Origin of the sequence: Streptococcus australis, from assembly GCF_019930045.1 — a bacterium.
Taxonomy (GTDB): domain Bacteria; phylum Bacillota; class Bacilli; order Lactobacillales; family Streptococcaceae; genus Streptococcus; species Streptococcus australis_D.
Genome location: NZ_JAHZQQ010000015.1, coordinates 1 through 15,687, shown reverse-complemented (window position 1 = coordinate 15,687; position 15,687 = coordinate 1). Strand labels below are relative to the sequence as shown.

Sequence of the window (15,687 nt, the reverse complement as noted above, 5' to 3'; positions counted from 1 at the left end):
GAAATAGATGGAAGAAAAGGTTGTTTATATCGTCGGTCTTGGACTGATTGGCGCTTCGTTAGCTATGGGGATCCGAAAAGCTCATCCGCAAGTAACTCTACTAGGTTATAATCGTAGTCAGGCCTCACGAGATATTGCTCTGAAGAAGGGAATTGTTGATGAGGTGACAGCTGATTTGGAAGATTTTGCTAGTCATGCAGATGTTATCATCGTCTCTTTGCCCGTCAAGCAAAGCATTCAAACCTTTCAGCAACTGGCGAGAATGCCACTGAAAGAAGGAGTCATTGTGACGGATGTGGGCTCCACCAAGGGGGCCATTGTAGAAGCTGGCGAAAATGCTTTTAGACATCTCCCAGTCCGTTTTGTCGGCGGGCATCCCATGGCGGGAAGTCACAAGACAGGAGCTGCCTCAGCTGACTCCACGCTCTTTGAAAATGCCTACTATATTTTTACCCCAACAGCTACGACAGACTCAAGTGCGGTCTTGGAATTGAAGGATTTACTCTCAGGGCTTGGAGCCCGCTTCATCGAAGTGGATCCTATCGAACACGATCGGGTTACTTCTCAGATCAGCCACTTTCCTCACGTATTGGCGGCTACCCTGATGGGACAAGCAGCTGCTTATACAGAAGAGCATGCCCTAGCAGGTCGCTTTGCTGCAGGAGGATTTCGTGATATGACGCGGATTGCGGAGAGTGAGCCAAGTATGTGGACCTCAGTTTTGCTATCTAATCCAGCTTCGGTTCTTGATCGGATAGCGGATTTTAAGGATCGTCTTGAGCAAGTTGCCGACATGATCAGACAAGGGCAAGAAGAAGCGATTTGGGCCTTCTTTGACCATAGTCGAGAGCAACGGCAACATATGCAGATCCATAAAAGAGGAGGGGTGGAAAGCACCTTCGATATTTTTGTGGATGTTCCAGACGAAGAAGATGTCATCCTTCGGATCCTCGAATTGCTTCGTGGTACCTCCTTGGTCAATATTCACATCAATGAGGAAAACCGGGAAGATGTCTACGGAATTCTTCAGATTTCCTTTAAGACAGCTGCAGATCAAGCACGGGCCGAAGCTCTGATCACCGAGAAAACGGATTATAGCGTAGTGATCAAATAGGTCCCAAGTAGGATTTTTACAAAAATAGCAGTTTCTAACACAAGTTGTACCAGAATCTTTGTATAATAGAACAAAACCAAATTGTTAAGGAGAAATCACATGTCAAACATTTATGATCTAGCCAATGAATTGTCACGAGGAATTCGTGACTTACCAGAATACAAGGCTGTCCTTGCTAGTAAGGAAGCCATTGATGCCGATGCCGATGCAAAAGCATTATTCGGTGACTACCTGGCTTTCCAACAAGAAATTCATGGAGTCATCCAGTCTGGACAAATGCCAACTGAAGACCAACAAAAGAAAATGCAGGACTTTGCTGGGAAGTTACAAGGAAACCCAATTGTAAATGAGTTTTTCACCAAACAACAGCAATTGTCTGTTTATCTAGGAGATATTGAACGGATTATTTTTGATCCAGTTCAGGATTTATTTAAATAAGGGAGAGAGAGTGGGAAAGAAATCGTTAATTCGTTAGAATTCGATTTCGTCGTCCCACATCCGCACAGTTGAGTAGGGCTGTAAAAGCTGATGAAATCAGCGTAGTAGAGCCCACTCAACCACTGCGTCTTGCTCGACAATCCAAAGACAAATGAGAGGCTAGGACTTTTGTCCCAGCCTCTTTTTCTCTCCCATCTTGCGGGTCCTTCCAAGTGAACATTGAAAATGGCTGTTTTTTATGGTAAAATTTTTAGAAAAGCTTGAAGGGGTAAGCCATGAAATTACAAACGAATTGTAAGGGTTTGAATGGAATTATTCGTGTTCCAGGGGATAAATCAATCAGTCATCGTTCGATTATCTTTGGTAGCCTTGCTCATGGAACCACTAAGGTCTATGATATCTTACGTGGTGAAGATGTCTTATCCACTATTCAAGTATTTAGGGACCTAGGCGTCTCTATCCAAGATGATGGTCAAGTGATCACCATTGAGGGGAAAGGCTTCGAAGCCTTTCAACAGCCTAAGAATGATCTGGATATGGGAAATTCAGGCACCTCTACTCGATTGATAGTGGGTGTCTTAGCAGGAAGTCCCTTCCCAGTTACCATGGTTGGAGATGATAGCTTGTCCAAACGACCTATGGACCGAGTAGCGATCCCCCTTCGAGAGATGGGAGTTACTGTCCAAGGTCAAACAGAACGAGACATGTTGCCCCTTCATCTGCATGGATCAAAAGAGTTACAACCAATCCATTATTCATTACCGGTAGCTTCTGCTCAGGTTAAGTCAGCTCTACTTTTTGCAGCTATGCAGGCAGAAGGAGAGTCAGTTATTCTGGAGAAGGAGCTGACACGGAATCATACTGAAGATATGATTCAGCAGTTCGGTGGCCAGATTCGCGTGGAAGGCAAAGAAATTCGTTTACGGGGGCCTCAACGCTTTCAAGCTTGTGAGGTGACGGTACCAGGTGATATTTCCAGTGCAGCCTTTTGGTTAGTAGCTGGTTTGATTATCCCAAATAGTAAGATTCGACTTGAAAATGTTGGGATTAACGAGACACGTACAGGCATTCTAGAGGTTATTGAAAAAATGGGTGGCAAGCTTCAAATCTTGGATGTTGATCCACTTGCTAAGGCTGCGACCCTTGTGGTAGAGACTTCAGACCTCCATGGAACTGAAATTTCGGGTGATCTGATTCCTCGCTTGATTGATGAGCTTCCAATCATTGCTCTTTTGGCAACCCAAGCTTCTGGGAACACCATTATCAAAGATGCTGAAGAACTAAAAGTTAAAGAAACGGATCGCATTCAAGTCGTGGCGGATAGTCTAAATGCCATGGGGGCTTCCATCATCCCAACAGAGGATGGTATGATCATTGAAGGGAAAACGCCTTTGCATGGTGCTAGTCTACAAACCTTTGGCGACCACCGGATCGGCATGATGGGAGCTATCGCAGCCTTGCTTGTAAGAGATGGTGAAGTGGAGCTTGCGCGTGCTGAAGCAATTAATACCAGTTACCCTTCCTTCTTTGCAGACTTAGAAAAGGTGTCTCATGCCTAAAATACTACTTGGCTTTATGGGAGCAGGGAAAACGACTATTGGTCGTTTGTTGGATCCAGCTTTTGCTGATATGGATGCACTCTTAGTTCGACGCTTAGAAATGCCGATTGTTGACTATTTTACCCGCTATGGTGAGGAGAGTTTTCGCTTGCAAGAGTCACTTTTATTGCAAGAGTTGCTCGATGGACAGAGCTCGGTCATTGCAACTGGTGGAGGCATTGTCCTGAAGCCAGAAAATCGCGAGCTTCTCAAGAAGAATGCTTGTAATATTTATTTGCGGATTGATTTTGAGCGGCTTTATCAAAGATTGGCCGCTGATCCTGCAACTAAGCGCCCTCTCTTTCTTGCTATGAACCAAGAAGAGTTTCGTGCTTTGTATGAACAACGCCTGCCCTTTTATGAAGAAGTAGCCACACATGTGATTGATGTTACTGATAAGACACCTGAAAAAATTGTGGAGATGATCCGATGTTTGTAGCTTATCTCGGTCCTAAGGGATCCTTTACCCATCATGTAGCTCTGGAAAGTTTTGAAGATGGTGAATTACGCCCTTATGACTCCATTACAGAAGTGATGAAAGCCTATGAATCCGCTCAAGTAGAGTATGCGGTCATCCCTGTTGAGAACTCCATCGAAGGCAGTGTCCATGAGACGATTGACTACCTCTTTCACCAGGCTCGTTTCCAGGCTATTGCAGAAGTGGTCTATCCCATTAAGCAACAACTTTTGGCAGTTAAGCAGGATCAATCCATTGAAGTGATCTATTCGCATCCTCAAGCATTAGCTCAAGGGAAAGCCTATGTTCAGGAACATTTTCCTCAAGCCAGACTAGAGATGACAACTTCGACATCCTATGCAGCTCGATATGTCTCTCAACATCCAGAGCTTCCTATTGCAGCCATTGCGCCTTTGGAGGTCAAGGATGAATATGGTCTGGAAGTTGTAGCGAGGAACATTCAAGAGATGGATCAAAATTATACCCGCTTTTGGATTCTTGGTCAGCGACCTTTTAAAGGTAGTCATTCCTTAAAGAAAGTTTCCTGTAAGAATAGTCTGGCCATTACCTTACCAAGTAATATTGCAGGTTCTTTATGCCGGGCCTTAGCTACATTTGCTTCCAGAGAATTAAATTTAACAAAAATTGAGAGTCGTCCTTTAAAGACGGTCCTAGGGGAATATTTTTTTATTATCGATGTGGTGGATGCTGACGAATCACTGTTTGCTTCTGCCTATCAAGAACTGGAATCCTTAGGAGCATCTATCAAAACCTTGGGCCACTATTCGGTCTATGTGCTAAACAACAATGAAACGGAGAACGTATGAGTAAAGAATCAGAAAACCTATCCTATCATGAACAAAAGAGATTGGATTATCTTTATTCCAACTATCATTATCTGAATGAGAAAGAGCAGTTGGAATACAAGTACTTAAAAAATAAATCAGAGGGACAATTCCAAGATGACCCCGTTTCAGCAAGTGCAGAAGAATCTGTGGTTTCTTCAAATAGCAGAGAAAACGAGTCTGATGAATTACCAGTCTATCCATCACGGAGCCGAAAGGATAAACCCAAATCTAATAAAAAGAAACGAGAGGAAGTAGCAGCTCTTCCCAAACGTAAGAAGGGGAAAAAAATCCGCTTCAAACGTATTTTAAAGTGGATTGCCGTTTTCCTCTTGTTGGTCCTTGGTGGAATGGTCTTTATGTTTATTAAAGGCTTGAATAGTAAACCTGGTGGGACCAACGCCCAACCAGCTGTTAAAGAGTATTTCAACGGTCAGAAGACCAAAGACGGGGTTAATATCCTGATCTTGGGAACAGATGGTCGAATAGGGGAAAGCTCGTCTGAGACGCGAACGGACTCTATCATGGTCGTCAATGTCAACAACAAGGACGGCAAGGTGAAACTGGTCAGCTTCATGCGGGATACTTTGGTTCATATCGATGGCGTAAGCCAGCAAACAGATCCAGAATATCAAGATTACTATGACCAGAAGCTGAATACGGCCTTTACCATTGGAGAGCAGAATAACAACCAGGGGGCGGAATTGGTCCGTCAGATGCTCAAGGATAACTTTGACATTGATATCCAATACTACGCCATGGTTGATTTCCAAACCTTTGCGACAGCCATTGATACCCTCTTCCCAAATGGGGTCGAGATGAATGCGCAGTTTTCCACTATTGATGGTGAAAAGGTCAGTGAAGTGGAAGTGCCAGACGATTTGAACATGAAAGATGGCGTCGTTCCAAATCAGACCATTAAGGTCGGAAAACAACGGATGGATGGCCGGACCCTCCTCAACTATGCTCGTTTCCGTAAGGATGATGAGGGCGACTTTGGCCGGACAAGACGCCAACAAGAAGTTATGTCTGCCATTGTTCACCAAATCAAGGATCCAACCAAGCTCTTTACTGGATCTGAAGCACTAGGAAAGGTCTTCGCTATGACCTCAACCAATGTCCCCTTCTCCTTCTTGTTGACAAACGGGATTGGCTTAGTCGGAAGTGCCAGCAAGGGGATTGAACGCATTACCATTCCAGAAAATGGTGATTGGGTCGATGCCTATGATATGTATGGCGGACAAGGCTTGCTGGTCGATTTCGATGCTTATAAAAAGAAATTGTCCCAAATGGGCCTAAGATGATATAATTAAGGGATAGGAGTCTGTAAACTCCATCCCTTTTATTTTTTAGAAAGATTGAACACCATGTTAAAGAAAAATGATATTGTAACCGTTGATATTGTCGATTTGACCCATGAAGGAGCAGGGGTGGCTAAGGTCGATGGCCTGGTCTTTTTTGTAGAGAATGCCCTACCACGAGAAGTCATCCGCATGCGCGTGCTTAAAGTCAACAAAAAGATCGGCTACGGAAAAGTAGAAAAGTACTTAGAAAAATCCCCTCATCGTAATGAAGAACTAGATTTGGCTTACTTGCGAAGCGGCATTGCTGACTTGGGCCACCTAGCTTATCCGGAGCAGCTGAAATTCAAGGCCAAGCAGGTCAAGGATAGCCTTTACAAGATGGCAGGAATCTCTGATATCGAAGTGCCCCTGACCTTGGGGATGGATCATCCCGTCCAGTATCGCAATAAGGCCCAAGTCCCTGTTCGTCGTGTCAATGGTCAGGTCGAAACAGGCTTCTTTCGGAAGAACTCTCATGATTTGATGCCGATTGAAGACTTTTATATCCAAGATCCAGTCATTGACCAAGTGGTCTTGGCTCTTCGAGATTTGATTCGTCGTTTTGACCTCAAGCCTTATGATGAGAAGGAACAGTCTGGCTTAATTCGTAACCTTGTGGTTCGTCGAGGACATCATTCTGGAGAAATCATGGTCATTTTGGTCACCACTCGTCCCAAGGTGTTCCGTGTGGACCAGTTGATCGAGCAGCTGATCAAGCAATTCCCAGCTATCAAATCTGTTATGCAAAATATTAATGACCAGAATACCAATGCCATTTTTGGAAAAGAATGGCGGGTTCTCTATGGTCAAGACTATATTACGGATCAAATGTTGGGAAATGATTTCCAAATCTCTGGACCAGCCTTTTATCAGGTCAATACCGAAATGGCAGAGAAGCTTTATCAGACAGCTATTTATTTTGCGGAGTTAAAAGCAGAGGATGTCGTGATTGATGCCTACTCTGGAATTGGGACCATTGGTTTATCCGTCGCTAAGCATGTCAAGGAAGTCTATGGGGTAGAAGTCATCCCTGAAGCAGTAGAGAATAGCCAGAAGAATGCTAGTCTAAATGGCATCACCAATGCCCACTATGTCTGTGACACAGCTGAAAATGCCATGAAAAATTGGCTCAAGGAAGGCATCCAACCAACCGCCATCCTGGTCGATCCACCACGCAAGGGCTTGACCGAAAGCTTTATCAAAGCAAGCGCCCAAACAGGAGCTGACCGCATCGCCTATATCTCTTGTAACGTAGCCACCATGGCGCGTGATATCAAACTCTATCAAGAGTTGGGCTACGAATTGAAGAAAGTTCAGCCGGTGGATCTATTTCCACAGACGCACCACGTGGAGTGTGTAGTGTTGCTACAACGAAAAAAAGGGTAAAAATCCTTGATTTTAAGCTATTTTACAAGCATTTTGTATTTGTAGATAAAGGCAATTTTGACGTCAAAAAAGTCCTAAAAAGGCACATAGATGTATATGTATTTGTAGATGTCGTTTGCGCATCGGAAAAATGAATACAACAATAAATATTTATCTAAAGAGAGAACAATTGTATATTGTTCTCCTTTTTTTATTTTCAGGAGGGAAAATGACAAAAGAATTACAATCATCACGCTATATTGTCATTTCATTTTTAGTACGTGAAATGGGAATTGACATTGTTGAAGCCATCTCTCTTATGGCTGAATTGGAAAAAAGTGGCTTGGTTCAATTGGAATCAAGCGGAGATTTAACACTCAAAGAACTTGGAGGTGCGCTATGAAACGAATTACCGCAAATCAATACCAAACTTCAGAACGGTATTACAAATTACCTAAAATTCTTTTTGAGGATGAGAAATATATGGATATGAAACTAGAAGTAAAGGTGGCTTATTCTATTTTAAAAGATCGTTTAGAATTATCTCTTAGTCGTGGTTGGATAGATGAAGAAGGAGCGGTTTATTTAGTATTTTCTAATTCTAAACTGATGAGGCTGTTAGGTTGTTCGAAGTCAAAATTACTATCAATCAAAAAAATTCTAAAAGAATATGACCTAATTGATGAAGTCCAACAGTCTTCAAGTGAGAAAGGGAGACTAGCTAATAAGATTTATTTAGGGGAGTTGTCTACTACCCCAGTAGGTAATTCAAACAGGCCTAGTGTTAAAAAAAGACTAGGGCAGGTTGAAAATGAAACGGCCCCCGTCTCACATTCAGCCCCTAGTGAGACTGAAGTTAGTGAGACTAAATATAGTGAGACTGATTCTTTATTTATTGAGGATGAGGAGGATAGGAATACTCAACCTATCTTGAAAAGAAAAGTAGAAAAGGTCACAAAATATGATCGAGATTATATTTGGGGATTGGTACAAGATCAATTTAGACGAGAAGGTTTTTCTGAAACAGCCAGTGAAATTGCTATGACTGATTTTGAGAGAATCTATCAGTATGCTCTTGACAATGTTCGCTTTGTTAGACGAGCGGAAGTTTTGGCTGAATTTGTGTTTAATGGCTTGTATTCCGTTTGGAATAACCGTGTTAGAAAAGGAGGTGGTTAAATGTCGCCAATCGAGTGGATATTAGTTATGCTCATTGTCATTTCAAGTGGTGTGACTATTTGGACATTGATAGTCGATCAGGAAAGGGGGTAAAGAAATGAGATTTATTGATTTATTTTCAGGTATCGGTGGTTTTCGACTAGGAATGGAAAGTGTTGGACACGAGTGTATTGGATTTTGTGAGATTGATAAATTTGCTAGAGAATCTTATAAGTCCATTTTTCAAACGGAAGGAGAAATTGAATTTCATGACATACGAGATGTTTCAGATGACGAATTTAAAAAACTTAGAGGGAAAGTCGATGTCATCTGTGGGGGATTCCCTTGTCAAGCATTTTCAATCGCAGGAAGACGATTGGGATTTGAAGATACTAGAGGCACTTTATTCTTTGAAATTGCTCGAGCGGCCAAACAAATCCAACCACGTTTTCTTTTTCTTGAAAATGTTAAAGGCCTACTCAATCACGATAAGGGACGGACGTTCACCACAATCCTTACCACGCTTGATGAATTGGGGTTTGATGTTGAGTGGCAGGTGCTTAACAGTAAGGATTTTGGCGTTCCCCAAAACAGAGAGAGGGTGTTTATTATCGGACATTCTAGAAAGAGAGGTACCAGACTCCTATTTCCTTTCAGACGAGAAGGTCAAGCAACTAACTCTGAGACTTTAAAAATATTAGGGAATTTGAATCCATCAAAAAGTGGAATGAGTGGTAAAGTCTATTATTCAGAAGGTCTTGCACCAACCTTAGTTCGTGGAAAAGGAGAAGGATTTAAAGTTGCGATTCCTTGTATGACACCAGACAGATTAGAAAAAAGACAAAATGGTAGACGTTTCAAGGATAATCAAGAGCCAATGTTTACTTTAAATACTCAGGATCGCCATGGTATTGTCGTTGTTGGAGATTTACCAACTAGCTTTAAGGAGACCGGTCGCGTCTATGGAAGTGAGGGCTTATCTCCAACACTGACTACGATGCAAGGTGGAGATAAAATTCCCAAAATACTGATTCCAGAACCAATCAAATTTCTAAAAGTCCGAGAGGCAACGAAAAAAGGATATGCTCAAGCAGAGATTGGCGATTCAATCAATTTAGAAAGACCAAGTTCTCAGTATCGTCGTGGTAGAGTTGGAAAAGGTATAGCGAATACGTTAACAACTAGTGGGCAAATGGGAGTAGTAGTGGCTAGCTATGAAGGAGAAGATAAACAAGTTTACCAAGTAGCTGGTGTCTTAATTGATGGGCAATTTTACCGTTTGAGGATACGACGAATCACTCCTAAAGAGTGTTTTAGACTGCAGGGCTTTCCTGATTGGGCTTTTGAAGCTGCTAGAAAAGTCTCTAGTAATAGTCAGCTCTATAAACAAGCTGGTAATAGTGTAACCGTTCCTGTGATTGCCGCAATCGCAAAAAAATTAAAAGAAATAGAGGAAAAAGATGAAAGCATTAAATAAAGAATCAATACTAGATTGTGATGAATTAGAAACAGAATTACATGACGCAGAAATCAAACAGCTGGATGAACAAATATTTTTGATGTCCAATTATCCATGTGAGTTTGAGGTGACATTTTTAGATGATTACCATAAAAAACACAACTACCCCCTATTTTACGAATCCTATCTTCAAAACATTATGGAATTCCTTGAAAGTCAGGATATAAAGAACGGAGCTGATGCCTTTGTAGATGATAATCAGAATCTTGTTTTTGTTTTATATGGACAAGGCTATCGAGCCGAGGGAAAAGAGGGAATACTTACAACCCAAGTAACTGTAAAAGCTTATGATGAAGACAAGAAACCGATTAACTTCGCAAATTTATTAGATTCCTTAATAGTCTCAGAATATCAAATGGAACCGAATCTTTGGGAGGTCTCCCATGATTGATCTCTATCTAAGTAAAAATAGCCAAAGAAATCAACTTCTTTTAGACTTCTTCCAAAACTATGGCATCGAGGTATCTTGTCATTCAGTTTCTGAAATGACAAAGGATAAATTAATTGAGCTGATGAGCTATTCTTCAGATTGTTTTGAGTTTTTATCTCCTAATTTATTACGATTTAAGAACCGTGACAATCTAAAATTAACAGATTTCATTGAAATGATATTAAAAAATCCTGAACTAACTATTAGACTTCCTCTTGCGGTTTCAAATAAGCGGGTTTATCCAAATCTGAATCTAGAGGAGGCTAGAGCTTTATTGCCAAGAGATACGAAACAATTGATTTACATGGCACAAACACATTATTTATCTAACTAAAGGAGAAGCAATATGGCTGAACGATTTTGGGAGAACTTGTCCATTATTTTGGCTGAAAGAAATATCAGCTGGATTGAGTTAACCAGAAAAATGTTTGCGGGAGAGTTTCACTATCCAAGTGAATTGAATCGTTTGTATCAAAAGATTCGCCACTATAAGATGGAACAACGAATGCCTCAAAGTCCATGGGTAGAAAGGATTGTGCAGGTATTAGATTTAGATTATGAAGATTTATTTCGGAGGTAACTATGAAAAGAATAATTCCAGTTTATATATTCCAACAAGTAAATGTCCTATTGGTATCTCTATACTTACTGAAATTTCTTTGTATCGGTGAGTTAACTATACTACAGATTCTCTATGGTGCATCGCTCATTTCTTTTTTAGGGATGTATGGTCAACGAAAACAAGTGATCAAGGTTAATTTGAAAACTAGGATAAAATGGCTTGGTATTGGATTTGTCAGCCTACTGATTATAAGTCTATGTTTAAGTCTGATTCATGCTCAAGGAAGCACGAATCAAGCAAACTTAATTGGCCTTCAACATCAAGTTCCTTGGTTTTCATTTTTATTGTTTTTAATCAATGCGAGTATGGTTGAAGAATTTCTGTATAGAGAAATTTTATGGAACTTGGTCAGAAAATTAGATATTCGAGTTGCTTTGACAAGTGTTTTATTTGCCTTAGCTCATCATCCAGGAACCATTCTAGCTTGGTGTTCATATGTTTCATTGGGAATGTTTTTAGGGATGGTGCGCTATAAATCGGACTTATGGGGTAGTATGGGGCTACATTTGGTGTGGAACCTACTAGTTTATAGTTTGCTGCTTTTTTAAAATAGGTGTTCTGATTTATCTCATAAATCAGTAGTTTTTATAGGATTATTATTAATTCGGAAACAAAAATGTATTAACAGTATAAAATAAAGAAACTAGGAACATTTTTTCTATTTTTTTAGAAATAAAATGTTGTATAGAAATTCCGAAAGAAATAATAAAATAAAAATATAAATTAATAAAACATGTATATACGAGTATATCGACGTCGATAAATGTTCTTAAAAGGCATAAAATACAAATATAAAGAATAAAAAATTGTTATATCTTTATATTTGTTGTTCTGTTATGAAATGAAAGAAATTGGAAACTAGTTTCTAAATCATGAAAAATATTGAAAAAAAAAAAAAAATAAGTGTTAGAATAAATAATGTAAACGTTTACTTTAACAAAGGAGCTCATATGTTACTACAAAAAGAACTAATTCCAATGATAGAAGCTAACTTACCAAATATGGCATATGCTGAAAAAGACATTGCTAAATTCTTCTTAAAACAGCAACCTCTTAATAATTATTCATGTGAGGCATTGTGCGAAAGCCTTAGTGTATCCAAAGCAACATTGACTCGATTTGCGAAAAAATGTGGTTTTAAAGGTTTTAGACAATTCATTTTCAAATACCAAGAGATGATTCGTGAGAAAGAAAAGTTAGCATTGTATACAGAGGCTACAGAAAAAGTTTTATCTGACTATGAAGAAATGTTGAGAAAAACTTACACGGTTCTTGATGAAGTTCAACTTGAGCGTATTGCTGAGATGATAGAAACTGCTGAGCGTGTATATCTTTATGGTGAAGGAAGTTCTGTTCTTGCTTTACAAGAAATGAAGATGAGATTTATGCGTCTCGGAGTCATTGGTGAAGTATTATCAGACGAGGATATGATTTTGTGGAATAGCTTATTACTTAATGAAAATTGCCTCGTCATTGGAGCATCTATTTCAGGTCAAACTGATATTGTACTAGAAGGTCTTCAAAAAGCTGCGGATAAAGGCGCTAAAACAGTTTTAATGACTACAAGAAATTTTGACGAAGAAGATTGTTTCTTTGATGAATTATTGTTATTAGCTTCGATCAATCATCTCTCGTATGGCAATCGCATATCACCTCAGTTTCCAATACTTTTAATTACAGACTGCTTATTCTCTCATTATCTGGAAAGTCCAGAGAGACAATATTATTACAATCAAACTATTATCCATAAGGAGGAATAATAAAATGAGCCAAATTTGGACTAAAGAAAAATTTATAAGTCAAGTCCATGGTGGAGTCATTGTTTCTTGTCAAGCTTTACCCGGTGAACCCCTTTATAATGAAGAATTTAGCTTGATGCCTTTTATGGCTAAAGCAGCTTTAGAGGCAGGAGCAGTGGGCATTCGCGCAAATTCTGTGCGTGATATTAAAGCAATTCAGAAAGTAGTAGATTTACCAATAATTGGAATTATCAAAAGAGATTATCCACCTCAAGAACCATATATTACTGCTACGATGAAAGAAGTAGATGAACTTGTAGAATGCGGAACAACAGTCATTGCATTTGATGCAACTTTAAGACCAAGATATGATGGCTTAGTTGTCAGTGAATTTATCAAAAAAATAAAAGAAAAATATCCTAATCAATTGTTGATGGCGGATGTAAGTAATTTTGATGAAGGTCTCTATGCATTTAAATCAGGCGTTGATTTTGTTGGTACAACATTATCAGGGTACACAAGTACAAGTGTACAATCAGATGAGCCTGATTTTGAACTAATGAAAAAATTGGCTGATTTTAATATTCCGGTAATTGCCGAAGGAAAAATTCATTATCCAGAACAATTAAAAAAAGCTTATAGTTTAGGTGTTACCAGTGTTGTCATTGGTGGAGCGATTACACGTCCAAAAGAAATTGCTCAGCGATTTATTAATGTCATCAAATAAAAAACAATATAAAGGAGAAATCTGATGAAAGATTTAACTAAATACAAAGGCGTTATTCCTGCATTTTATGCTTGCTATGATGAAAATGGTGAAATTAGCCAAGAACGTGTAAAATCTCTGGTTCAATATTTCATTGACAAAGGTGTAAAAGGTATCTATGTAAATGGTTCTTCAGGTGAATGTATTTACCAAAGTGTAGAAGATCGTAAACAAATTATTGAAGCTGTTATGGAAGTTGCCAAAGGTAAATTAACAGTTATCAACCATGTTGCATGTAATAACACGAAAGATAGTATTGAATTGGCAAAACATTCAGAAAGTGTTGGAGTCGATGCTATTGCTGCTATCCCACCTATTTACTTCAAATTGCCAGAATATTCAATCGCAGCATATTGGAATGCAATGAGTGAAGCTGCGCCAAATACAGATTTTATCATTTATAATATTCCACAATTGGCAGGGGTTGCATTGACTGGTAGTTTGTATGCAACAATGCGTCAAAATCCTCGTGTGATTGGAGTTAAAAATTCTTCTATGCCTGTACAAGATATTCAAATGTTTGTAGCTGCAGGTGGAGAAGATTACATTGTATTCAATGGTCCAGATGAACAATATCTTGGTGGTCGCTTGATGGGAGCAGAAGCTGGTATTGGTGGTACTTATGGCGTTATGCCAGATTTGTTCTTGAAATTGGAAAGTTTGATTCAAGAACGAGATTTAGATACTGCTAAAAAACTTCAATATGCTATCAATGAAGTTATCTATAAGATGGTATCAGGTAAGGCAAATATGTATGCTGTAGCAAAAGAGGTTTTGCGTCTAAATGAAAAACTTGATTTAGGTTCTGTTCGTCAACCCTTAGAAGCATTGGCAGAAGGTGACTTGGAGGTTGCAAAACAAGCAGCAGTACTTATTCAACAAGCACGAAAAGAATTTTTATAATAAATAAAATCAATATGGAGATATGTTATGAGCACAACAGGATTTACAATAATTGACTTAATTATCTTGATTGTTTATTTACTTGCGGTGTTGGTTGCGGGTATCTATTTCTCTAAAAAAGAGATGAAAGGAAAAGAGTTCTTTAAAGGAGATGGTTCGGTTCCTTGGTATGTTACTTCGGTATCCATTTTTGCCACAATGCTCAGTCCGATTTCCTTCTTGGGACTCGCTGGTAACTCTTATGCAGGTAGCTGGATTTTATGGTTTGCTCAATTAGGGATGGTTGTAGCTATTCCACTGACAATTCGTTTTATCTTACCTATCTTTGCACGGATAGACATCGATACGGCATATGATTACTTGGATAAACGTTTTAATTCTAAAGCACTTCGTATTATTTCAGCACTCTTGTTTATTATTTATCAATTGGGACGTATGTCTATCATTATGTACCTCCCATCAGCTGGTTTATCAGTATTGACAGGAATTGACATCAATATTTTGATTATTTTGATGGGTGCAATTGCAATTGTTTATTCTTATACTGGTGGTCTAAAATCCGTATTATGGACAGACTTTATTCAAGGTGTGGTTCTGATTAGTGGTGTCGTTGTAGCTTTATTTGTACTGATGGCTAATATTAAAGGTGGCTTTGGTGCAGTAGCAGAAACATTAGCAAACGGGAAATTCCTTGCTGCAAATGAAAAACTTTTCGATCCTAACTTGCTTTCAAACTCCATCTTCTTAATTGTGATGGGTTCAGGCTTTACAATCTTATCTTCCTATGCTTCATCTCAAGATTTGGTTCAACGTTTTACTACAACACAAAATATTAAGAAACTTAATAAAATGTTGTTCACAAATGGTGTCTTGTCACTTGCTACTGCAACAGTCTTTTACTTGATCGGTACAGGCTTGTACGTATTCTATCAAGTACAAAATGCAGGCAGTGCAGCTAGCAATATCCCTCAAGACCAAATCTTTATGTACTTTATTGCATACCAGTTACCAGTAGGTGTCACAGGTTTGATCTTGGCAGCGATTTATGCAGCAGCTCAATCAACTATTTCAACAGGTTTGAACTCTGTTGCAACTTCATGGACATTGGATATTCAAGATGTCATTTCTAAAAATATGTCAGACGATCGTCGTACGAAAATTGCACAATTCGTATCTCTAGCAGTAGGTTTATTCTCAATTGTTGTTTCCATTATCATGGCTCATTCAGATATTAAATCTGCATACGAATGGTTCAATAGTTTCATGGGACTTGTACTTGGTCTACTTGGTGGTGTATTCATTCTTGGTTTTGTTTCTGATAAATTGCAAGAATAAGTGCAACATTTACTTGAACTCATCCTCTAGAGCTTCACAAGCAGTTCTGTAAGCT

Annotated in this window: 17 protein-coding genes and 1 pseudogene; all 18 read left to right on the top strand. The window is 39.2% G+C overall.

All coding sequences use genetic code 11. The features are described from left to right. The first annotated feature begins 7 nt into the window (after nt 1-7). Nucleotides 8-1,114, top strand: a complete 1,107-nt coding sequence (locus K1J10_RS04500) for a prephenate dehydrogenase (RefSeq protein ID WP_223356013.1) — start codon at nt 8-10, stop codon at nt 1,112-1,114. A 99-nt stretch (nt 1,115-1,213) separates the two neighbouring features. After that, the gene (locus K1J10_RS04495; RefSeq protein ID WP_061564079.1) at nt 1,214-1,552 is read left to right on the top strand and encodes a YlbF/YmcA family competence regulator; all 339 of its coding nucleotides are present in this window, start codon (nt 1,214-1,216) and stop codon (nt 1,550-1,552) included. A gap of 275 nt (nt 1,553-1,827) precedes the next feature. Beyond that, a complete protein-coding gene (gene aroA, locus K1J10_RS04490; RefSeq protein ID WP_223356012.1) occupies nt 1,828-3,111 on the top strand; it encodes a 3-phosphoshikimate 1-carboxyvinyltransferase in 1,284 nt (427 codons plus the stop codon). Continuing rightward, nucleotides 3,104-3,589 (top strand): shikimate kinase, encoded by a 486-nt coding sequence (locus tag K1J10_RS04485; RefSeq protein ID WP_223356011.1) that lies wholly within the window; start codon nt 3,104-3,106, stop codon nt 3,587-3,589. Before aroA ends, K1J10_RS04485 begins: the two co-directional genes overlap by 8 nt. Continuing rightward, nucleotides 3,580-4,434 carry a prephenate dehydratase gene (pheA, locus tag K1J10_RS04480; RefSeq protein WP_223356010.1) on the top strand — a complete coding sequence of 285 codons (855 nt, stop codon included), beginning with the start codon at nt 3,580-3,582 and terminating at the stop codon, nt 4,432-4,434. The genes K1J10_RS04485 and pheA overlap by 10 nt, the downstream gene beginning before the upstream one ends. Further along, nucleotides 4,431-5,756: an LCP family protein gene (locus K1J10_RS04475; protein ID WP_223356009.1), complete on the top strand. Its 1,326-nt coding sequence runs from the start codon at nt 4,431-4,433 to the stop codon at nt 5,754-5,756. The genes pheA and K1J10_RS04475 overlap by 4 nt, the downstream gene beginning before the upstream one ends. Before the next feature lie 63 nt (nt 5,757-5,819). Continuing rightward, a complete protein-coding gene (rlmD, locus tag K1J10_RS04470) occupies nt 5,820-7,181 on the top strand; it encodes a 23S rRNA (uracil(1939)-C(5))-methyltransferase RlmD (RefSeq protein ID WP_223356008.1) in 1,362 nt (453 codons plus the stop codon). A 208-nt stretch (nt 7,182-7,389) separates the two neighbouring features. Then, on the top strand, nt 7,390-7,563 hold the full coding sequence (locus K1J10_RS04465) for a hypothetical protein (protein ID WP_000159602.1): 174 nt from the start codon (nt 7,390-7,392) through the stop codon (nt 7,561-7,563). Then, nucleotides 7,560-8,339, top strand: coding sequence for a replication initiator protein A (locus tag K1J10_RS04460; protein WP_061706398.1), 780 nt, complete (start codon nt 7,560-7,562; stop codon nt 8,337-8,339). Before K1J10_RS04465 ends, K1J10_RS04460 begins: the two co-directional genes overlap by 4 nt. 97 nt (nt 8,340-8,436) lie before the next feature. Then, a complete protein-coding gene (gene dcm / locus K1J10_RS04455) occupies nt 8,437-9,795 on the top strand; it encodes a DNA (cytosine-5-)-methyltransferase (protein ID WP_223356007.1) in 1,359 nt (452 codons plus the stop codon). Next, nucleotides 9,779-10,228: a hypothetical protein gene (locus K1J10_RS04450; RefSeq protein ID WP_223356006.1), complete on the top strand. Its 450-nt coding sequence runs from the start codon at nt 9,779-9,781 to the stop codon at nt 10,226-10,228. The genes dcm and K1J10_RS04450 overlap by 17 nt, the downstream gene beginning before the upstream one ends. Continuing rightward, nucleotides 10,221-10,601, top strand: a complete 381-nt coding sequence (locus tag K1J10_RS04445) for a thioredoxin domain-containing protein (protein WP_223356005.1) — start codon at nt 10,221-10,223, stop codon at nt 10,599-10,601. Before K1J10_RS04450 ends, K1J10_RS04445 begins: the two co-directional genes overlap by 8 nt. A gap of 12 nt (nt 10,602-10,613) precedes the next feature. Next, the gene (locus K1J10_RS04440) at nt 10,614-10,847 is read left to right on the top strand and encodes a hypothetical protein (protein WP_000840776.1); all 234 of its coding nucleotides are present in this window, start codon (nt 10,614-10,616) and stop codon (nt 10,845-10,847) included. 2 nt (nt 10,848-10,849) lie between these two features. Then, nucleotides 10,850-11,437: a CPBP family intramembrane glutamic endopeptidase gene (locus K1J10_RS04435; protein WP_223356004.1), complete on the top strand. Its 588-nt coding sequence runs from the start codon at nt 10,850-10,852 to the stop codon at nt 11,435-11,437. A 402-nt stretch (nt 11,438-11,839) separates the two neighbouring features. Then, nucleotides 11,840-12,649, top strand: coding sequence for a MurR/RpiR family transcriptional regulator (locus tag K1J10_RS04430; RefSeq protein ID WP_049500023.1), 810 nt, complete (start codon nt 11,840-11,842; stop codon nt 12,647-12,649). A gap of 4 nt (nt 12,650-12,653) precedes the next feature. Next, nucleotides 12,654-13,355, top strand: coding sequence for an N-acetylmannosamine-6-phosphate 2-epimerase (locus tag K1J10_RS04425; protein ID WP_024058030.1), 702 nt, complete (start codon nt 12,654-12,656; stop codon nt 13,353-13,355). A gap of 24 nt (nt 13,356-13,379) precedes the next feature. Then, nucleotides 13,380-14,297: an N-acetylneuraminate lyase gene (locus K1J10_RS04420; protein ID WP_024058029.1), complete on the top strand. Its 918-nt coding sequence runs from the start codon at nt 13,380-13,382 to the stop codon at nt 14,295-14,297. Between the two features lie 27 nt (nt 14,298-14,324). Beyond that, nucleotides 14,325-15,620 (top strand): annotated as a pseudogene (locus K1J10_RS04415) (sodium:solute symporter); the annotation flags it as partial. Nucleotides 15,621-15,687: the final 67 nt, after the last annotated feature.